The 18,678-nt window shown below is 71.2% G+C and carries 20 protein-coding genes and 1 tRNA gene; 11 read left to right on the top strand and 10 right to left on the bottom strand.

Features of this window, described 5'->3' with window-relative positions:
- Positions 1–24: 24 nt before the first annotated feature.
- The 6 genes from HNR13_RS12120 to HNR13_RS12095 all read right to left on the bottom strand — a co-directional run bounded on the left by HNR13_RS12120 (position 25) and on the right by HNR13_RS12095 (position 4,046).
- The gene (locus HNR13_RS12120; RefSeq protein WP_179606073.1) at positions 25–870 is read right to left on the bottom strand and encodes a class II glutamine amidotransferase; all 846 of its coding nucleotides are present in this window, start codon (positions 868–870) and stop codon (positions 25–27) included.
- Positions 871–967: 97 nt separating this feature from the next.
- Positions 968–1,390, bottom strand: a complete 423-nt coding sequence (locus HNR13_RS12115; RefSeq protein WP_179606071.1) for a VOC family protein — start codon at positions 1,388–1,390, stop codon at positions 968–970.
- Between the two features lie 124 nt (positions 1,391–1,514).
- A complete protein-coding gene (locus HNR13_RS12110) occupies positions 1,515–2,582 on the bottom strand; it encodes a hypothetical protein (protein WP_179606069.1) in 1,068 nt (355 codons plus the stop codon).
- 67 nt (positions 2,583–2,649) lie between these two features.
- Positions 2,650–3,402 (bottom strand): phosphatidylethanolamine N-methyltransferase family domain-containing protein, encoded by a 753-nt coding sequence (locus tag HNR13_RS12105; protein WP_179606066.1) that lies wholly within the window; start codon positions 3,400–3,402, stop codon positions 2,650–2,652.
- 69 nt (positions 3,403–3,471) lie between these two features.
- A tRNA-Val gene (locus tag HNR13_RS12100) sits at positions 3,472–3,544 on the bottom strand.
- Positions 3,545–3,575: 31 nt separating this feature from the next.
- Positions 3,576–4,046 (bottom strand): peroxiredoxin, encoded by a 471-nt coding sequence (locus HNR13_RS12095; protein ID WP_179606064.1) that lies wholly within the window; start codon positions 4,044–4,046, stop codon positions 3,576–3,578.
- A gap of 225 nt (positions 4,047–4,271) precedes the next feature.
- Here HNR13_RS12095 and aceE point away from each other — a divergent pair, with 225 nt between their 5' ends.
- The 6 genes from aceE to HNR13_RS12065 all read left to right on the top strand — a co-directional run bounded on the left by aceE (position 4,272) and on the right by HNR13_RS12065 (position 11,908).
- Positions 4,272–6,998, top strand: a complete 2,727-nt coding sequence (gene aceE, locus HNR13_RS12090; RefSeq protein WP_179606062.1) for a pyruvate dehydrogenase (acetyl-transferring), homodimeric type — start codon at positions 4,272–4,274, stop codon at positions 6,996–6,998.
- Positions 6,999–7,009: 11 nt separating this feature from the next.
- The gene (locus HNR13_RS12085) at positions 7,010–8,218 is read left to right on the top strand and encodes a helix-turn-helix domain-containing protein (protein WP_179606060.1); all 1,209 of its coding nucleotides are present in this window, start codon (positions 7,010–7,012) and stop codon (positions 8,216–8,218) included.
- 93 nt (positions 8,219–8,311) lie between these two features.
- Positions 8,312–9,232, top strand: coding sequence for an acyltransferase domain-containing protein (locus HNR13_RS12080; protein WP_179606058.1), 921 nt, complete (start codon positions 8,312–8,314; stop codon positions 9,230–9,232).
- Between the two features lie 13 nt (positions 9,233–9,245).
- A complete protein-coding gene (locus HNR13_RS12075) occupies positions 9,246–10,250 on the top strand; it encodes a beta-ketoacyl-ACP synthase III (RefSeq protein ID WP_179606056.1) in 1,005 nt (334 codons plus the stop codon).
- A 56-nt stretch (positions 10,251–10,306) separates the two neighbouring features.
- Positions 10,307–10,558 carry an acyl carrier protein gene (locus HNR13_RS12070; protein WP_021765217.1) on the top strand — a complete coding sequence of 84 codons (252 nt, stop codon included), beginning with the start codon at positions 10,307–10,309 and terminating at the stop codon, positions 10,556–10,558.
- A gap of 114 nt (positions 10,559–10,672) precedes the next feature.
- Complete coding sequence (locus HNR13_RS12065; protein WP_179606054.1) at positions 10,673–11,908, top strand: beta-ketoacyl-[acyl-carrier-protein] synthase family protein; 1,236 nt, start codon at positions 10,673–10,675, stop codon at positions 11,906–11,908.
- A 156-nt stretch (positions 11,909–12,064) separates the two neighbouring features.
- On the opposite strand, the gene HNR13_RS12060 is transcribed toward HNR13_RS12065, so the two are convergent.
- Entirely contained in the window at positions 12,065–12,568 is a 504-nt protein-coding gene (locus HNR13_RS12060) for a DUF3145 domain-containing protein (RefSeq protein WP_179606052.1), read from the bottom strand.
- Positions 12,569–12,750: 182 nt separating this feature from the next.
- On the opposite strand from HNR13_RS12060, the gene HNR13_RS12055 reads away from it, so the two are divergent.
- The gene (locus tag HNR13_RS12055; RefSeq protein ID WP_179606050.1) at positions 12,751–13,317 is read left to right on the top strand and encodes a PadR family transcriptional regulator; all 567 of its coding nucleotides are present in this window, start codon (positions 12,751–12,753) and stop codon (positions 13,315–13,317) included.
- A gap of 23 nt (positions 13,318–13,340) precedes the next feature.
- On the opposite strand, the gene HNR13_RS12050 is transcribed toward HNR13_RS12055, so the two are convergent.
- Positions 13,341–14,183: a DUF1684 domain-containing protein gene (locus HNR13_RS12050; protein ID WP_179606048.1), complete on the bottom strand. Its 843-nt coding sequence runs from the start codon at positions 14,181–14,183 to the stop codon at positions 13,341–13,343.
- Positions 14,184–14,272: 89 nt separating this feature from the next.
- Positions 14,273–15,976, bottom strand: coding sequence for a bifunctional 3'-5' exonuclease/DNA polymerase (locus HNR13_RS12045; RefSeq protein WP_425484998.1), 1,704 nt, complete (start codon positions 15,974–15,976; stop codon positions 14,273–14,275).
- Positions 15,977–16,064: 88 nt separating this feature from the next.
- Here HNR13_RS12045 and HNR13_RS12040 point away from each other — a divergent pair, with 88 nt between their 5' ends.
- Complete coding sequence (locus HNR13_RS12040; RefSeq protein WP_179606046.1) at positions 16,065–16,400, top strand: hypothetical protein; 336 nt, start codon at positions 16,065–16,067, stop codon at positions 16,398–16,400.
- 30 nt (positions 16,401–16,430) lie between these two features.
- Here HNR13_RS12040 and HNR13_RS12035 read toward each other — a convergent pair whose 3' ends face one another.
- On the bottom strand, positions 16,431–16,889 hold the full coding sequence (locus HNR13_RS12035) for an NUDIX domain-containing protein (protein WP_179606044.1): 459 nt from the start codon (positions 16,887–16,889) through the stop codon (positions 16,431–16,433).
- 130 nt (positions 16,890–17,019) lie between these two features.
- Between HNR13_RS12035 and HNR13_RS12025 the strand changes: the two genes are divergently transcribed.
- The 3 genes from HNR13_RS12025 (at position 17,020) to HNR13_RS12015 (ending at position 18,652) form a co-directional block, all read left to right on the top strand.
- Entirely contained in the window at positions 17,020–17,730 is a 711-nt protein-coding gene (locus tag HNR13_RS12025; protein ID WP_179606042.1) for a potassium channel family protein, read from the top strand.
- Complete coding sequence (locus HNR13_RS12020; RefSeq protein WP_179606040.1) at positions 17,730–18,206, top strand: NUDIX hydrolase; 477 nt, start codon at positions 17,730–17,732, stop codon at positions 18,204–18,206. Before HNR13_RS12025 ends, HNR13_RS12020 begins: the two co-directional genes overlap by 1 nt.
- A gap of 65 nt (positions 18,207–18,271) precedes the next feature.
- On the top strand, positions 18,272–18,652 hold the full coding sequence (locus tag HNR13_RS12015; RefSeq protein WP_179606038.1) for a hypothetical protein: 381 nt from the start codon (positions 18,272–18,274) through the stop codon (positions 18,650–18,652).
- Positions 18,653–18,678 lie beyond the last annotated feature (26 nt).

The following is an 18,678-nucleotide window of genomic DNA, read 5'->3' as shown; positions in this document are numbered from 1 at the left end:
TCCGCCGTCGTGGAGCGCGCGCGGTCAGTCGTCCGCGCGCGCCATGAACGGCTCGTGGTGGTAGCCGGCGTCGGTGAGGATGGCGACGGTGGACTCCGCCACCTCCACGAAGGCGCCGGGGATGTCGTTGAGCGGCTCGGAGACGACGACCTTCGCCTTGTCGCCGAAGACCTCGAGGCGCGCGGCGTCCGGGTACATCTCCCGCAGCTCCGGGATGGCCACCGAGTGGTAGAGGCTGCGGCTGCGCCCCGACGTCGAGTAGCGGAACGCCCACAGCGTCGCGCCGTCCGAGAGCGCGATCGTCCCCTGCATCGGGAAGCGGATCCCCTTCGACTCCCCCACCTCCTCGATGCGCTGCACGGTCTTGGTCATCGCGCCGATCGGGTCGTCCTGGAGGCCGAGGGTGAGCGCCAGGTAGAACATCACCTCGGAGTCCGTCGTGCCGTGGATGAGCGGATACAGCGACTCGTCGACGGAGAAGGTCAGGTCCCGCTTCATCTTCGCGAAGCCGTCGAGGAACCCGTTGTGCATGAACATCCAGTTCTCGTAGCGGAACGGGTGGCAGTTGGTCTGCTGGATCGGCGGCCCGCCCGCTGCGCGCACGTGCCCGAAGAACAGCGGGCTGAGGATCGAGTTGGTGAGCTCGCGCAGGTTCTCGTCGTTCCACGCGGGCTCGGTGGAGTGGAATAGCGCGGGCGTGCTGCCCGCCTTCGTCCCCTCCGGGTACCAGCCGAACCCGAAGCCGTCGCCGTTCACCGTCTCGGCGCCGAGCGGCGAGTTCAGCGATTGCGCGACCAGCGAGTGTTGCGCGTCCAGGATCAGTTCGGCGGGTTTGAGCGCCTCCCCGGAGTATGCGAGCCAACGGCACATGACGTCTTCCCCTCCCGGATCGACCGGCTCGACCCGGGAGCACCATAACGCCGGTCGCGGTCCTCCGGGAATGGCCGGGCGGCGACGGAAGGGCGGATCAGGCCGACGGCGCGGAGCCCGCGATGTTCACCAGCCACTGCACGCCGAACCGGTCGACCAGCATGCCGAAGCTGTCGCCCCAGGGCGCCTTGGAGAGCGGCTCGATGACCGTGCCGCCGTCGGCGAGCTTCTCGTAGTAGCCGGAGAGCTGCGCCTCGTCGTCGCCGCTCAGCGAGACGGAGATCTGCGAGCCCTCCCGGAGCTCCATGTGGGCGGGGACGTCGGCCGCCATCAGGGTGAAGCCGGCGTCGGTGGTGAGCTGCGAGTGCATGATCAGGTCGGCGTCGTCCGGGTCCTGGCTCATCCCGAACTCGGCGAACGTGCTCTGCTGGAGGGTGCCGCCGAAGACGGACTGGTAGAAGTCCATCGCCGCGCGGGCCTGCGTGCGGAAGTTGAGGTACGGGTTCAGGATCGACGGCATCGTGGAGGTCTCCCTTCGCGCCAGCGCCCGGTGCGCGGCTCACCGCACAGGCTACCGAGGGCGGGGTTCGGGCGGGAGGTGGCGACGGCGGTCGCGTCGGCCCGGCGGCGCACGTCAGCGCATGTCAGCGCAGGTACGCCGCGACGAACAGCTCGCCGCGGATCTCTCCCAGCGCCGCCAGCACCCGGTCGACGAGGGCGTCCGTCACGCCGGACCCGGTGACGTCGTACGGCCCGAGCGGAGCGAGCGGGGTGCAGCGCACGCGCACCACCTCCCAGCCGGCGGCGCGCAGCAGCCGGTCCTTGCGCCGGTCGGACGCCTCCCTCGGCCCGACATGCTCCAGGCCGTGCCGGCCGATGGTGTCGTACTCGACGGCCACCTTCAGCTCGGGGAGGACGATGTCCGGCCACACTTCGAGCTGGTTGTAGAAGGGCCGCGCGACGCGGACGGCGTTGAGGGACAGGTCGAGGGAGAGCCGGGCGGCGAGGCGGCGCTTCAGCTCCGGCTCCGCCGCCGAGGCCGGGCGCGGCGCGAGCTCGCTGAGGAATGCCTCCCCGACCGGCACCCGGTCGGCGCCGCGGCGGGCGTTCCGGCAGACCGGGCAGCGGCGGCCGCCGAGGATGCGCTCGACCGTGGCGGAGTAGCTCGGGTGCCCGTTCCGGCACTGCCACGAGTAGCGCGTCGCCGTGCCGTTCTCGTGCGACAGCGCGACCCGCGAGCCGGGCGCGGCCAGCGCGATCAGCTCCTCCCGGCTCATGGCGGCCCGGTCGAGGCGACGGCAGAGGTAGCAGCGGTCGTCGTCCGGGTCGTTCTCGATGCGGCGCAGGTCGCGGGCGTGGCCGCAGGCGTGCAGCCCGGCGTCGGGCTCCGGCGTGCGCACCCGGCGCGGGACGGCCTCCTTGCTGCACCACGGGCACCAGGCGGAGCGCCGCCGGGTGCCGCCGGGCCGGGAGCGCTGCTCCTCCGGGGTGGCGATGAAACGGTGGCCCGCGTCGCACTCCCACTGCACGTAGACGTCGGCGGCGGGCGGGATCTGGCTGAGCACGATCCCGGCGTTGAGCTCGGGGTGGAACTGGCGCACCACCGTCGGGTAGCGCTGCCAGTCGGTACGGTAGGTGCCGACCGCGTACGGCACAGGGAGGCCCTTCGACCACTGCCGCCGCGCCCACCACTGGGCGACGTTCTCGGTCACCTCACCCTGCCCTTCACCCTGCCAGGGTAGGTCGGGCCGCCGACAGCGCGGTGTCACACCTCGGATGTCACAGCACGAACGGCAGCAGCGCGCGGCGGGACGCCGGGTAGTCGGGGAAGGTCTCCCGGTACCAGCGGTGGTTCGCCATCGCCCGCGGCGCGAGGTTGGCGACGGTGTAGAGCGCGAAAGCGAGACCGGCGAGGGACCAGGTGGCGATGGCCCAGCCGGTCCACTCCACGATCTCGCCGAGATAGTTCGGGCTGGAGACGAACCGGAACCCGCCGCCGTGCGGGATGCGGTAGCCGCCACCGGTCCGCCGCAGTCGCCGCAGAATCCGGTCGGACCCGATGTTGAGCGCGTACCCCGCCGCGAACACGACCACGCCGATCCAGAACCGCGGGTCCGCGAGCCAGGACACCGGATAGTCGCCGTACTCGGAGATCCACCGAGCGTTGACCCAGGCGTTGAGCAGGTTGAAGAGGATCGCCAGCAGCATCACCAGCACCGGCATCCGGGAGCCGGAGCGCATCAGCAGCGGGTACACGAACGCCCGCTGGACGTAATGCGCCTGCCCGAGCAGCAGGAACAGCAGCGGCACGAGGTCCGCCCGGTGCGCGCCGAGCAGGTAGAAGCCGAGGAAGGCGAGGCTCGCGGGCGCCTCCATGACGACCCAGCCGACGCGGGCCGGGACGGTGGGGCCCCAGCCGGGACGCCCGTGCCGGCCGCCGTACGGCGCGACGACGAAGAGGAGGGCGACGAACGTCACCGCCGCGAGGACGAGCTCCGCGACGACGAACCAGCGATACGGGCCGGGCGGCATGGGTGGGAGTCTAGATGGTGGGCCCTACCTCGCGGCACTGCTTCGAACCGATGACGCGTGTGGGAGAGGTGGGCCCTACCGGGTTCGAACCGATGACATCCACGGTGTAAACGTGGCGCTCTACCAGCTGAGCTAAAGGCCCTGGACGCCCTCCAGCCTAGCGGGCGGGAGGGTCAGACGTGCGCCGGCAGCAGGTCCAGCGCGGCGCGGTACGCCTCGATCGAGCGGGCCTCGCCCGGCGCGGTGATGAAGGAGGCGCGGATGATGCCGTTCTCGTCGATGAGGAACGTCGCACGGTTGGCGAAGCCCTTCTCCTGCAGGAAGACGCCGTACTCCTTGGCGGTCTCCCCGTGCGGCCAGAAGTCGGCGAGCAGGCTGAAGTCGTAGCCCTCCTGCTCCGCCCACGCGCGCAGCGTGTACTTGGAGTCGACCGAGATCGCCAGCAGCTCCACGCGGTGGTCCTGGAACATCGCCAGGTTGTCGCGCAGCGCGCACAGCTCGCCCGTGCAGGTGCCCGAGAACGCGAGCGGGAAGAAGACCAGGGCGACGGCCTTGTCGCCGCGGAAGTCGCTCAGCCGGACCGAGCGGCCGTGCTGGTCGAGCAGTTCGAAGTCGGGAGCCTGGGTGTCGTTCTCCAGAGCCATGTGACGGTGTCCTTTCAGCGCCCCGGGGACGATTCCACCCGGCCGGCGCACGAGGACACAGCATAGACCCGGCCGCCGGAAGCGCCAACCCGTGAGGGTTCTCGGGCGGTCACCGGTGGTCCCGAGTTGCGGCTAGGCTGAACGATGGTGCCCGCGGATTTGTCGTGACCCGACAAGCGGATGCGCTCCTTCCACGATCCATCCGACACAAGAAAGAGGTCGAGGGTGACTGTAAACGACCAGGACCCGTACTCGGTGAATAACATCGACTCGGACCCCGAGGAGACCGCCGAATGGCGCGAGTCCCTCGACGCACTGGTTGCGGCACACGGCCATGAGCGCGCTCGCGAGATCATGCTGAGCCTGCTGAAGCGCTCGAAGGAACTGCACCTCGGCGTGCCGATGGTGCCGACCACCGACTACATCAACACCATCTCCCCCGAGAACGAGCCGGACTTCCCCGGCGACGAGGAGATCGAGCGCCGCTACCGCGCCTGGATCCGCTGGAACGCGGCCATCCTGGTGCACCGCGCGCAGCGCCCCGGCATCGCCGTCGGCGGCCACATCTCGACCTACGCGTCGAGCGCGGCGCTCTACGAGGTCGGCTTCAACCACTTCTTCCGCGGCCAGGACCACCCGGGCGGCGGCGACCAGATCTTCGTCCAGGGGCACGCCTCCCCCGGCACCTACGCCCGCGCCTTCCTGGAGGGCCGCCTGAGCGCCGACCAGCTGGACGGCTTCCGCCAGGAGAAGTCGCACGCCGGCGGCGGCCTGTCGTCGTACCCGCACCCGCGGCTCATGCCCGACTTCTGGCAGTTCCCGACGGTGTCGATGGGCCTCGGTCCGATCAACGCGATCTACCAGGCGCAGCTCAACAAGTACCTCACCAACCGCGGCATCAAGGACGCCTCCGACCAGCACGTCTGGGCGTTCCTCGGCGACGGCGAGATGGACGAGGTGGAGTCGCGCGGCCAGCTCCAGGTCGCGGCGAACGAGAAGCTCGACAACCTGACCTTCGTCATCAACGCGAACCTGCAGCGCCTCGACGGCCCGGTGCGCGGCAACGGCAAGATCATCCAGGAGCTGGAGAGCTACTTCCGCGGCGCCGGCTGGAACGTCATCAAGGTGATCTGGGGCCGCGAGTGGGACGACCTGCTCGCCCGCGACACCGACGGCGCCCTGGTCAATCTGATGAACCAGACGCCGGACGGCGACTACCAGACCTACAAGACCGAGAACGGCGCCTACGTGCGCGAGAACTTCTTCGGTCGCGACCCGCGCACGCTGGAGCTGGTCAAGGACTACACCGACGACGAGGTCTGGGGCCTCAAGCGCGGCGGCCACGACTACCGCAAGGTCTACGCGGCCTTCAAGGCGGCCGTCGAGCACAAAGGGCAGCCGACCGTCATCATCGCGAAGACCATCAAGGGCTACGGCCTGGGTCCGTCCTTCGAGGGCCGCAACGCGACCCACCAGATGAAGAAGATGACGCTGGACAACCTCAAGACGTTCCGCGACGCCATGCGCATCCCGATCTCGGACGCGCAGCTCGAGGAGAACCCGTACCTGCCGCCGTACTACAACCCGGGGCCGGACGACGAGGCCATCCAGTACCTGCACGAGCGCCGCCGCGCGCTCGGCGGCTACGTCCCGGAGCGCCGGGTGAAGTACACGCCGCTGAACCTGCCGGACGACTCGGCCTACGCCATCGCAAAGAAGGGCTCCGGCACGCAGGAGATCGCCACCACCATGGCGTTCGTCCGCCTGCTGAAGGACCTGCTGCGGGCGAAGGACTTCGGCCACCGGATCGTCCCGATCATCCCGGACGAGGCGCGCACCTTCGGCATGGACGCGTTCTTCCCGAACGCGAAGATCTACAACCCGAACGGCCAGCACTACACCTCGGTCGACCGCGAGCTGCTCCTGGCCTACAAGGAGAGCCCGCAGGGCCAGATCATCCACGTCGGCATCAACGAGGCGGGCGCCCTCGCGGCGTTCACCAACGTGGGCACGTCGTACTCGACGCAGGGCGAGCCGCTCATCCCGGTCTACGTCTTCTACTCGATGTTCGGCTTCCAGCGCACCGGCGACGCCATGTGGGCCGCCGGCGACCAGATGGCCCGCGGCTTCATGATCGGCGCGACCGCCGGCCGCACCACGCTGACCGGCGAGGGCCTGCAGCACGCTGACGGCCACTCGCTGCTGCTCGCCTCCACCAACCCGGCCGTCGTCTCGTACGACCCGGCCTACGGTTACGAGATCGGGCACATCGTCCGCGCCGGTCTGGAGCGGATGTACGGCGAGTCGCACCCGAACCCGAACGTCATGTACTACCTGACGGTCTACAACGAGCCGATCGTGCAGCCCGCCGAGCCGGAGAACGTGGACGTGGACGGCATCGTCCGCGGCATCCACAAGCTCCGCGACGGCGAGGCCGGCGGCCCGAAGGCCCAGCTCCTGGCGTCCGGCGTCTCGGTGCCGTGGGCGCTGGAGGCGCAGCACCTGCTCGCGCAGGACTGGGGCGTCTCGGCCGACGTCTGGAGCGTCACCTCGTGGGGCGAGCTGCGCCGCGACGGCCTGGCCGCGGAGGAGCACAACTTCCTCTACCCGCAGCAGGAGAAGCAGGTGCCGTACGTCACCCGCAAGCTGCAGGGCGCCGAGGGCCCGTTCGTCGCCGTGACCGACTACATGCACGCGGTGCCGGACCAGATCCGTCAGTTCGTCCCCGGCGAGTACGCCACGCTGGGCGCCGACGACTTCGGCTTCTCGGACACCCGCGCCGCCGCGCGCCGGTTCTTCAAGATCGACGGCCCGTCGCTCGTGGTCCGCACCCTGGAGCTGCTCGCGGCCCAGGGCAAGGTGGACCCGAACGCGCCGGCCTGGGCGATCGAGAAGTACCTGCTGCACGACGTGAACGCCGGCACCACCGGCACCGCGGGCGGCGAGTCCTAGACCGCGGGCCCGTGCCGACGACACCGGAGAGGACGAAGTCCGAGACGCTTGCGTGGCTGCGCAAGATCTCGGGCGAACTCGCCACGACCACGCTGAAGCGGCTGGAGGACACGCTCCCCTGGTACCGGGACATGCCCCCCGGCCGCCGCAGCGCGGTCGGCCTGGTCGCCCAGGCCGGCATCTCGTCCTTCATCTCGTGGTTCGACGACCCGCGCTCGACGCCGTGGATCGCGGCCGACGTCTTCGGGGCGGCTCCTCGTGAGCTGCTCCGGAGCGTCAGCCTGCAGCAGACCCTGCAGCTCATCAAGATCACCGTGGAGGTGGTCGAGGAGCGCGTGAAGAGCGGCGGCAACGAGGCGCTCAAGGAGGCCATCCTCCTGTACTCGCGCGAGATCGCGTTCGCGGCGGCCGACGTGTACGCCCGGGCCGCCGAGGCCCGCGGCCTCTGGGACGCGCGGCTGGAGGCGCTGGTCGTCGACAGCATCCTCACGGGCGAGTACGACGACGAGCTGCCCAGCCGGATCGCCGCGCTCGGCTGGCACGGCCACGGCGAGGTGAGCGTCCTGGTGGGCACCGCCCCGAAGATGCTCGACGTCGACCAGCTGCGCCGCACCGCGCGGCACATGTCCGCCGACGTGCTCATCGGCGTGCAGGGCAGCCGGCTGGTGCTGGTGATCGGCCGGGCGGTCCCGAGCGACGGCACGTCGGAGGAGGCCATCGGCGCCGCCCCCGCGGTCAGCTTCCTGGAGATCGCGCAGCAGCTGGAGCCGGGCTTCGGCCCGGGCCACCTGGTGCTCGGCCACGAGGTGGCGAGCCTGGTCGACGCGTCCAAGAGCGCGAAAGCGGCCCTGGCCGGCTTCGCCGTCGCCAAGGCGTGGCGCAACTGCCCGCGTCCGGTGCACGCCGACGACCTGCTCCCCGAGCGGGCGCTCGCGGGCGACGGTCTCGCGCGGGCCACGCTGATCAGCCGGATCTACCGGCCGCTCCAGGCGTACTCCACCGAGCTCCTCACGACGCTGTGGTGCTACCTGGACAACGGCCGTTCGCTGGAGGCCACGGCGCGCGAGCTGTTCGTGCACCCGAACACGGTGCGGTACCGGCTCAAGCGGGTCTCCGAGGTGATCGGCTGGGACGCCACCGGGGCCAGGGAGGCGCTGATCCTGCAGGCGGCGCTGATCGTCGGCTCGATCAACGAACCGGACGCGCCGCGGCGGCATTGATCCCGGCTCCTTGTAGACATCCACAAAGCTTCGACGCATAGTTCATCCACATCCGACACATCCGCGCGGCGGAAGATTGGCAGACTTGAACCCGTGATCGTCATCGCGTGCCCGGGACAGGGTTCCCAGACCCCCGGCTTCCTCGACCCGTGGCTCACCGAACCGTCGTTCCGTGACCAGCTCACCCGCATCTCCGACGCCGTCGGCATCGACCTCGTCGCGCACGGCACGGTGAGCGACGCGGACACCATCCGCGACACCGCGGTGGCCCAGCCGCTGATCGTGTCGGCCGGCCTGCTCACGCTCTCGGCGCTGTTCGCCGATGGCCGCCGCGACAAGATCGGCGGCATCGCCGGTCACTCGGTCGGCGAGCTGACCGCCGCGGCCGGCGCCGGCGTGCTGTCCGAGACCGACGCCGTCGCGTTCGTCCGCGAGCGCGGCGCCGCGATGGCCCGCGCGGCCGCGGAGGTGCGCACGGGAATGAGCGCCGTGATCGGCGCCGACGAGGACGAGCTGCTCGCGAAGCTGGACGCCCTCGGCCTCTCCCCCGCCAACTACAACGGCGGCGGCCAGATCGTCGTCGCCGGCGACCTCGACGCCCTTGCGAAGCTCGCCGAGGAGCCGCCGGCTCGCGCCCGCGTCATCCCGCTGCAGGTCGCCGGCGCCTTCCACACGCGCTACATGGCGCCCGCCGTCCCCGCGCTGGAGGCGTTCGCCGCGACGCTCACCACGAACGACCCGACGCTGCGGCTCTGGACCAACAAGGACGGCTCGGAGGTCTCCGACGGCGCCGAGTTCGTCCGCCTGCTCGTCGGCCAGGTCTCCTCGCCCGTGCGCTGGGACCTCGACATGCAGGCGTTCCAGGACGCCGGCGTCACCGGCATCATCGAGGTCGCGCCCGCCGGCGCGCTCGTCGGCCTCGCCAAGCGCGGGCTGAAGGGCGTGCCCGCGGTCGCGGTGAAGACGCCGGACGACCTGCCCGCCGCGTTCGACCTCATCGACCAGGCCGCCTAGGAGGACCGCAGCCATGACCCACCCCACCCTGCAGCAGTCCCACGGCCCGCAGTACACCCGCATCCTCTCGATCGGCGCAGCCCGCGGCGACCTCGTGGTCCCGAACGACGACCTGGTCGGCCCGATCGACTCCTCCGACGAGTGGATCCGCCAGCGCACCGGCATCATCACCCGCACCCGGGCCAGCCACGACGTCGGCGCGGTGGACCTCGCCACCGAGGCCTCCAAGGAGGCCATCGCGAAGTCTGGCGTCGACCCCAAGCTGATCGACGCGGTGATCGTCGCGACCATCTCGAACCCGCAGCAGACGCCGTCGCTGGCCGCCGTACTGGCCGACAACGTCGGCGCCAACCCGGCCGCCGCGTACGACATGAACGCGGCCTGCGCCGGCTACGCCTACGCGGTCGCCCAGGCGGACGCGCTCATCCGCACCGGCCAGGCGCACTACGCGCTCGTCGTCGGCGCCGAGAAGCTCTCCGACGTCGTCGACCCGACGGACCGCACCATCTCGTTCCTGCTGGGCGACGGCGCGGGCGCCGTCGTGATCGGCCCGAGCGAGTACCCCGGCATCGCCAAGACGGTGTGGGGCTCGGACGGCTCCAAGGCCGGCGCGGTCGGGATGGGCAACACGCTCACCGAGTTCCGCGACGGCGAGGCCCCGTGGCCGACCCTCCGACAGGACGGCCAGACCGTCTTCCGCTGGGCGGTCTGGGAGATGGCGAAGGTCGCCAAGCACGCGCTCGACGCCGCCGGCGTCACGCCCGACCAGCTCGCGGCCTTCATCCCGCACCAGGCGAACATGCGGATCGTGGACGAGTTCGCCAAGCAGCTCAAGCTGCCGGAGACGGTCGCGATCGCGCGCGACATCGAGACGACCGGCAACACGTCGGCCGCCTCGATCCCGCTCGCCACGCACCGGCTCCTGCAGGAGCACCCCGAACTGTCCGGCGGTCTCGCGCTCCAGATCGGCTTCGGCGCCGGTCTGGTCTTCGGCGCGCAGGTCGTCGTGCTCCCCTAGGGCCTGCCCTAGACTGATCAACGGTCAAAACGACACCCCCTCAAGGAGAAAACACCATGGCATTGTCCACCGAAGAAGTTCTTGCCGGCCTGGCCGAGCTCATCAACGACGAGACTGGCATCGCGACCGACACGGTTGAGCTGGACAAGTCGTTCACCGACGACCTCGACATCGACTCGATCTCGATGATGACCATCGTGGTCAACGCCGAGGACAAGTTCGACGTGAAGATCCCGGACGAAGAGGTCAAGAACCTGAAGACCGTCGGTGACGCCGTCGAGTTCATCGTCAAGGCGCAGGACGCCTGAGCACCGCAAGAACACACTTCCTCCGCGCGGGCGCGCCTCGCCCGAGGCGCCGCCCGCGCGGGTAGCAGCGCTCTGCGCGCTGCACCGTTGTTCCGACTACACGGAGTTGCCGTTATGACCAAGAAGATCGTCGTCACCGGCGTGGGCGCATCCTCCCCGCTCGGTGGCACCGCCCCCGAGAGCTGGGCAGCGCTGCTGGCCGGCGAGTCGGGGGCCCGCAGCCTCACCCACGACTGGGTGGCCGAGCTGGAGCTGCCCGTCACGTTCGCCGCGGAGGCGAAGGTGCGGCCGGACACCATCCTCGACCGGCCGACCGCCAAGCGTCTCGACCCGTCCAGCCAGTTCGCGCTGGTCTCGGCGCTGGAGGCCTGGGCCGACGCCGGCTCCCCCGAGGTCGCGCCCGAGCGCCTCGGCGTCGACTACGCCACCGGCATCGGCGGCGTCTGGACCCTCCTCGACGCGTGGGACACCCTGCGCGAGCGCGGCCCGCGCCGCGTGCTCCCGATGACCGTCCCGATGCTCATGCCGAACGCCGCGTCCGCCGCGGTGTCCATGCACTTCGAGGCCCGCGCCTTCGCGCGCACCGTCGCCTCCGCCTGCGCGTCGAGCACCGAGTCGCTCGTCAACGCCTACGAGCACCTCCAGGCCGGTCTCGCCGACGTCGTCATCGCCGGCGGCACGGAGTCCGCCATCCACCCGATCACGATCGCGTCGTTCGCGTCGATGCAGGCGCTGTCACGCCGCAACGACGACCCGGCCACCGCCTCCCGCCCCTACAGCGTCGACCGCGACGGCTTCGTCATGGGCGAGGGCGCCGCGAGCCTGGTGCTGGAGACCGAGGAGCACGCGCTCGCCCGCGGCGCCCGCATCTACGCGGAGATCGTCGGCGGCGGCGTCACGGCCGACTCGTACCACATCACCGCCAACGACCCGGAGGGCCGCGGCGCCAGCCGTGCCGTCCGCCTCGCGCTCGAGCAGGCCGGGGTCTCCCCCGACGAGGTCACCCACATCAACGCGCACGCCACCAGCACCCCGGTCGGCGACCCGTCCGAGTACGTCGCCCTGCGCGAGGTGTTCGGCGAGCGGGTGCACGACATCCCGGTCTCGGCCACCAAGGCGTCCACCGGCCACCTCCTCGGCGGCACCGGCGCGCTGGAAGCCGTGTTCACGATCTTCGCGCTGCGCGACCGCGTCGCCCCGCCGACGATCAACATCACCGAGATGGACCCGGCGATCCCGCTGAAGGTCTCCGGCGAGCCGCAGCCGCTCGGCGACGGCCCGCAGCTGGCGATCAGCAACTCGTTCGGCTTCGGCGGCCACAACGCCGTCGTCGCGATCCGCTCGGTCTGACCACACGAAACGTGAGTAGTCGCGGGAATCGCATCGTCGATTTCCGCGACTAGTCACGTTTGGCGGGTGTGAAGAAGGCCCCGGTCGAATGACCGGGGCCTTCTTCTGTTCACCGCGTGCGGGCGGCTGGGCCGGGCCCGTCGCGGGAGTCTGGCGTCAGCCGACCTTGTGCAGCCAGATGACGGAGGTGTCGTCGTGGGCGCGGCGGAACGGCTCCAGCTCGTCGTCCCAGGCCTGGCCGAGCGCGAGCCGCAGCTCGCGGTGCAGTTCGAGCGGGTTGGAGCCGGCCACCTCCATCGCGTAGCGGATGCGGTCCTCCGGCACCACGGTGTTGCCGGCGGTGTCGGTCTGGACGAAGAAGATGCCGAGGTCGGGGGTGTGCATCCAGCGGCCGCCGTCGGTGCCGAGGCCGGCGTCCTCGGTGACCTCGTAGCGCAGGTGCTCCCAGCCGCGCAGCGCCGTCGCCAGGCGCGCTCCGGTGCCCTGGGGTCCGTCCCAGAAGAACTCGGTGCGCTGGGCGCCCTTCAGGACCGGCTGCGTCTCCCACGTGAAGTTGACGGCGCGACCGAGTGCGCGTCCTGCCGCCCACTCGATGTGCGGGCAGAGCGCGCTGGGAGAGGAGTGCACGTAGAGCACTCCTCGAGCTGCGTGAGCCGTCATGGTTTCCTCCTTCGTCGGTACGTCTTCCCCTACGACCGCGAACGGATTCCATGACTTCTATGAAGTTGACTACCGCGATTATGCCGGAGAACGCGCCCGAGTTACAAGATTGTGATTCGGCGATTCCCGCGCGGCGGCGTTCCGGGGTGCCAATCCTCCGGAGGCGGAATAGCATACCCGGTATGTCGGTCCAGTATGGTTTCCTCGCGGTGCTGACCCAGGGCCCCGCCTACGGCTCCCAGCTCCAGAACGAGTTCCTCCTGCGCGCGGCCAACCGCCGCCAGCTCAATGCCGGGCAGGTGTACTCCACGCTCGACCGGATGACCGAGCAGGGGCTGATCGAGTCGGCGGGCGAGACCGAGGACGGCCTGCCGCTCTACCGGCTCACGGCGGCCGGGGCCGTCGAGGCCGCGGCCTGGCTGACGGCGGGCCCCCGCGACGCCCGCCCGGACTGGGACGAGATGCAGGACCAGGTGCTGGTGGCCGCGTCGCTCGAGGGCGCCGACGCCGCGGCGGTCGTCGCCGACTACCGCGCGGCGTTCGCCGAGCGCATCCGCGAGCTCACGCACGACGCGGACTCCCGTGCGGTGCTGGCCGCCAACCGCGCCGCGGAGCTCGGCGCCCGCGCCGCGATCGAATGGCTGGACGAGGTCGCCAAGGCCCTGGCCGCGCACCCGGGCGCGCTGGTGCAGCCCCGCTGCCCCGAGCGTCCCCGCCGCGGCCGCAAGCCGGCGGCGGCGCTGGAGTGACGACTCCGGACTGACGGCGCAGGTCAGTGCAGGAGGTTGCCGTCCTTGTCCAGCACGTTCTTCTCGCCGGCCTCGATCGGCACGGCGAAACGGTTCTGCGCGGGCGGCAGCGGGCAGTTGAAGTTGTAGCTGAACGCGCACGGCGGCAGCACGGCGAGGTTGAAGTCGAGCGTCACCGTGCCGTCCTCGTTCGGGACGACGAACAGGAAGCGGCCCACCGAGTAGGTGCTCTCGCCGTTCGTGGTGTCGGAGAAGACGAGCTGCAGCGCGCGCCCGGCCTTGAACGCGGCGAGGTTGTAGTCGACGCCGTCCTTCGTGAAGGTGATCTCGCCCGGGATGACCATGTCCCGGGTCGCGCCGTCGTCTTTGAGGTGCTCGAAGCCGACCGTCTTGCCGCCCTCGATCGGCGAGAACGTCGCCGTGATGATCCACTCCGGGTTGAACGGGAAGGCGTCGATCGAGCCGAACTTCTGGATGTCCTCGGACTGCGCGTCCCACACCCGCAGCGCGTACTCGCCCTGCTCGTTGGCGATGACGAAGCCGGTGACTGTGTCGCTGAAGCGGATGGCGCCCGGGTTCGGGTCGTCCTTGCCGCGCACGATGGCGGAGCCGTCCACCAGCACCTCGTCGACGAAGATGTCATCGGTGGCGGCGGCGGTGACCTTGAGCCCCGACTGGCCCGCGGGCAGCGGCGACCAGAGCCCGGGGACGCCCCAGACCGGCTGCTCGGAGTCCGGCTCCCCGGTGATCCACTGGGTGTTCACCAGCGCCAGGTTGCCCTGTGGCGCCGTGACGGCCTGCTCGCGGCGGGAGTGGTACCGGGCGAGGACGGCGTCGGGATCGGCGGGGGCTTGGGTGTCGGTCATGGTCTCCATCCTCTGTCAGGTCGGTGGGTGCAACCAAGCGCGACACTCCCCCATTCCCGGCCGCGAGCCTGCCGTGCGCCGCTGCCGGCTCACTTGGCCTCGCCGTAGCTGTCGACGATCGCGGCCGTGACCGGGAAGTCGACGGGGAACCCGCCGAACAGCAGCCGCCCGGCGGCCTCGGCGGACGCGCGCACCTCGGCCGCGACGGTCTCGGCGAGCTCGGCCGGGGTGTGCACGATGACCTCGTCGTGCAGGAAGTACACCAGGTGCGGGCCCGCGGTGAGCTCGGCGCCGTCGGGGGTGAGGCGGGCGAGCCGGTTGCGCAGCTCCGCCATCCAGCACAGCGCCCACTCGGCCGCGCTGGCCTGCACGACGAAGTTGCGTGTGAACCGGCCCCAGTCGCGCGCCTGCGACACCGCCCGGCGCTCCTCCGCCGGCGTGGAGTCCGACCCGGACGCCGCGGACTGGACGGCCAGCCAGCTGCCGCCGGGCCGTGGGGAGCTGCGGCCCAGCCGCGACGTCACGATGTCGCCGCGCTCCCCCGTGCGTGCCGCGTCCTCCACGAGCCGCACCGCCCGGGGGAACGCGCGCGCCAGTCGCGGCATCAGGCGGCCGCTGTCGCCGGTGGTCGCCCCGTACATCGCTCCGAGCATCGCCACCTTGGCCTGCGCGCGCTCCTCCACCGCCCCGGTGGCGACGATGCCCGCGTAGAGGTCGCGTCCGCGCCCGGCCTGCGCCATCGCGGTGTCGCCGGCGAGGCCGGTCAGGATGCGCGGCTCGAGCTGTGCCGCGTCGGCGACCACCAGCTTCCAGCCCGGGTCGGCGACGACCGCGCCGCGGACCTCCTTCGGCAACTGGAGGGCGCCGCCGCCGCGCGTGGCCCAGCGCCCGGTGACGACGCCGCCGGGGATGTAGTCCGGCCGGAACCGGCCGTCGCGCACCCAGGCGTCGAGCCAGCTCCAGCCGTTGGCGGAGTGCAGCCGGGAGAGCTTCTTGTAGCGGAGGACAGCCGGGATCGCGGGATGGTCGAGTTCGCGCAGCTCCCAGGACCGCGTCGAGGTCACCATCAGGCCCGCGCGCTGCAGCGCCTTGAGCAGCTCGGGAGGACTGTCCGGGTTGAGATCGGGCGCCTCCAGCGCCGCGCGGATCTCGGCGGCCAGCGTCTCCAGCGCCTCGGGCCGGCCGAACCGCGGGCGCGGGCCGAGGACGGCGCGCAGCAGCTCGTCGTGCCGCTCCACGCTGTAGGGCAGCCCGGCGTGCTGCATCTCGGCGGCGATCAGCGCGCCGGCGGACTCCGCGGCGAGCAGCAGACGCAGCCGTGCGGGCGCGGCGCTGGCCGCGACCGCCTCCTGCTGCGCCGCGAGCTCCGCCTCGCCGGACGGCGGCGCGACCTCGACGGCGTGGTCGAGGTCGAACAGCGTCGCCGCGTCCGCGGGCGGCTCGGCCGTGTCGTCCAGGACGCGCGCGGCGTCCCACGGGCCGGGCGGCGCCGTCGCCAGGCGGGAGCCGGCCGTGAGCGTGGACGCCCGGAGGATCGCGTGGCTGAGGCGCAGGTCGACGCAGCGCTCGACCCGCACGCCGGCCCCCAGGAGCCGCGGATACCAGCCGCGGGTGTCGTCCCAGACCCAACGGGGGTGCGAGGCGGCCTCCTCCCGACGGACGAACTCCGGGAGCTCGGCGTCGGCGAGCTCTGTTCGCTCGGCGACGCTCACACCCTCGACGGCCCCGGGGCGCTCGGCGATCCGGACCGCTGAGACCCGTCCGGGAGCGACGCGGTCGAGGAGGATGTGCACGCCTCAATTCTGCATGCGACGGGCGACACATCCGGCTATAGTGAGGAAACGTCAATTAACGCGATGCCGACCCGAAAGGCGATCGACGATGACCGAGTACCTGCACGACTCCCAAGGAGTCTGGATAGCGTACCGACCCGACCCGCGCTCGCGCTGGCTGTTCAACTCCGAAGGCGACTGGATCGGCTGGTTCCCGTGGGACGACGACGTGGCGGTGACCCCCGGCGGCTCCTACCTCGGGACCGTGCACGGCGACCGGCTGTTCGTGGAGGCCGACCACCCCTACCGCGGCAACCCGGGCTATCCGGGCGCGCCCGGCTACCCCGGACAGGCGCCCTACCCGGGCGCCGGCTCGTACGTCGGGCTGCCGGACGGCTGCGACGACGTGGCCCCCGCCCTGCTCTGGCCGCGCATCGCCTCCTGACCGACCACGCCGGCCTCTCCCGTCGGCAGCTCAGCCCGCGAGCGCAGCCAGCCGCGAGCGCAGCTCCGGCCACGACGCCCCGAAGCCGGGATGCAGCGGCAGCTCGGCCACCTCCGGCACCGAGACCCAGCGCAGCTCGATGCTCTCCACGTCGGCCATGTGCGGCTCGAACGCGCGCACCGCCTGGGCGACGACCGTCGTGTAGGACCAAAAGCCCAGGTCGAGCACGCTCGTGAACAGCACTTCGACCGCGTCCGCCGGCACGGCCGCCTCCTCCGCGGCCTCCCGCAGCGCGCCCTCCACCGCGGTCTCGCCCTCGTGCCGGGCGCCGCCGGGAAGGCCCCAGGTGCCGCCGAAGTGGCTCCAGTCGGCGCGGTGCTGGAGCAGGACGCCGCGCCGCAGGTCGTGGACCAGCAGCCCCGCGGCGCCGAACCGGCCCCAGAAGCGCTCGCCGTTCGGACCTTCCACCCATGCGTCGCCGGAGTTCACGTCTCCACGTTAGCCGTCCGGCCGGGACCGGTGACGCCGGATGACGGTTCCGGGCCGGATGACGGTTCCGGGCCGGATGACGGTTCCGGGCCGGATGACGGTTCCGGCAGGAGCGTCCTACTGTGTGGTCATGACACTCCAACACTGGCGCCACCTCACCGAGTGGCCACTCACCGCGGCCGCCGCGGTGTTCCTCGTCGCCTATGCGTGGGAGGTCATCGGCGACCTCCACGGGTCCCAGCTCGCCGTCGCGGAGACCGTAATCTGGATCACCTGGGCCGTCTTCCTGATCGACTACTTCGTGTGCCTCGCCCTCGCCCCGCAGCGCTGGCGCTGGTTCTACACGCACCTGTTCGACCTCGCCATCGTCGTGCTGCCGATGCTGCGCCCGCTGCGGCTGCTGCGGCTCGTGACGATTCTCGCCATCCTGCAGCGCAGCGCGGGCGCGGCTTTCCGCGGTCGGGTCATCGTCTACGTCGTCGGCGCGGGCGGTCTGCTCATCTTCACCGCTGCGCTCGCGGCGCTGGACGCCGAGCGCGGGATGCCGGGCGCGCACATCGAGACCTTCCCGCAGGCCGTCTGGTGGGCTTTCGAGACCATCTCGACGGTCGGCTACGGCGACTACGTCCCGGTCACCGAGGTGGGCAAGCTGGTCGCCGTCGGCCTGATGATCGGCGGCATCGCGACCCTCGGCATCGTGACGGCGACGCTGGCCTCCTGGATCGTCGAGCGGGTCGCGCAGACCGAGATCGACATGCGCGCGGCGACCCGCGGGCAGATCCGCGAGCTCTCGAAGCAGATCTCGGAGCTCAAGGCGCTCCTCGACGAGAAGTCGGCCTGATGGCGGTGCGCAGCGCTGCGATCCTGCTGCACCGGCGTGGCGAGGCCGGCCGGGAGGTCTGGATCGCGCACATGGGCGGCCCGTTCTGGGCGCGCAAGGACGAGGGCGCCTGGACGCTGCCGAAGGGGCTCGTCGAGGAGGACGACGTGGACGAGCTGGCCGCGGCCCGGCGCGAGTTCGCGGAGGAGATGGGCACGCCCTCCCCCGACGCGGTCTATGTCCCGCTCGGTGACTTCCGCGCGTCCGGCAAGACGTTCGTCGTGTTCGCCGCCGAGACGGACTTCGGCCCGATCGACCTGGTCAGCAACGAGTTCGAGCTGGAATGGCCGCCGCGCTCCGGCGTGTTCCGCACGTTCCCCGAGGTCGACGACGCCGGCTGGCACCCGCTCGAGGCGGCGCGGGCGAAGCTGGCGAAAGGCCAGCGGCCCATTCTGGACGCGCTCCTGAATCGCGTAGAGGAATCCTCAGAACAGTAGCGCGCAGCGCACCCGTTCCGACGTATGGTTGGCTGCACGTGCCGTGAGGGACGAAGGAGGAGCAGGTGGCGAACAAGAAGGCGGAGAAGGACGCCGAGAAGGCCCTGACGACCGCGAGGGCCGCTGTCGACGAAGCGCAGCGCCTGGTCAAGAAGCTCGACAAGAAGACCCGCAAGGAGGCGGACGACCTCGCCGCGGCGCTCGAGCAGGCGGCGAAGGAGGCCAAGAAGGCCGCGCAGCGCGCCCGCAAGACCGCGGAGCAGGCGGCGAAGGCCGCCAAGGAGAAGGAGCAGGCCGCCGTCGCGCGCGCCGTCGCCGCGGCATCGTCGCCCGGCACCGGCATCCCGACGTTCCGGGACCTCCGCGACCGGGCGAAGGCGCAGGGCATCCAGGGCTACTCGCGGATGAACAAAGCGCAGCTCCTGCACGCGCTGGGCGAAGGCTAGGAGTGCCTCCAGCGCGAACACGTTCA

This window comes from Leifsonia shinshuensis (assembly GCF_013410375.1).
Classification (GTDB): domain Bacteria; phylum Actinomycetota; class Actinomycetes; order Actinomycetales; family Microbacteriaceae; genus Leifsonia; species Leifsonia shinshuensis.
The sequence above is the reverse complement of the archived record's forward strand: the minus strand, read 5'-3'. Positions and strand labels throughout refer to the sequence as shown.

Coding starts and splice junctions, on each gene's coding strand:
- HNR13_RS12120 (WP_179606073.1), bottom strand. CDS start 870: ATGTGCCGTTGGCTCGCATACTCCGGGGAGGCGCTCAAACCCGCCGAA.
- HNR13_RS12115 (WP_179606071.1), bottom strand. CDS start 1,390: ATGCCGTCGATCCTGAACCCGTACCTCAACTTCCGCACGCAGGCCCGC.
- HNR13_RS12105 (WP_179606066.1), bottom strand. CDS start 3,402: ATGCCGCCCGGCCCGTATCGCTGGTTCGTCGTCGCGGAGCTCGTCCTC.
- HNR13_RS12095 (WP_179606064.1), bottom strand. CDS start 4,046: ATGGCTCTGGAGAACGACACCCAGGCTCCCGACTTCGAACTGCTCGAC.
- HNR13_RS12075 (WP_179606056.1), top strand. CDS start 9,246: ATGACCCACCCCACCCTGCAGCAGTCCCACGGCCCGCAGTACACCCGC.
- HNR13_RS12070 (WP_021765217.1), top strand. CDS start 10,307: ATGGCATTGTCCACCGAAGAAGTTCTTGCCGGCCTGGCCGAGCTCATC.
- HNR13_RS12065 (WP_179606054.1), top strand. CDS start 10,673: ATGACCAAGAAGATCGTCGTCACCGGCGTGGGCGCATCCTCCCCGCTC.
- HNR13_RS12060 (WP_179606052.1), bottom strand. CDS start 12,568: ATGACGGCTCACGCAGCTCGAGGAGTGCTCTACGTGCACTCCTCTCCC.
- HNR13_RS12055 (WP_179606050.1), top strand. CDS start 12,751: ATGTCGGTCCAGTATGGTTTCCTCGCGGTGCTGACCCAGGGCCCCGCC.
- HNR13_RS12050 (WP_179606048.1), bottom strand. CDS start 14,183: ATGACCGACACCCAAGCCCCCGCCGATCCCGACGCCGTCCTCGCCCGG.
- HNR13_RS12040 (WP_179606046.1), top strand. CDS start 16,065: ATGACCGAGTACCTGCACGACTCCCAAGGAGTCTGGATAGCGTACCGA.
- HNR13_RS12025 (WP_179606042.1), top strand. CDS start 17,020: ATGACACTCCAACACTGGCGCCACCTCACCGAGTGGCCACTCACCGCG.
- HNR13_RS12020 (WP_179606040.1), top strand. CDS start 17,730: ATGGCGGTGCGCAGCGCTGCGATCCTGCTGCACCGGCGTGGCGAGGCC.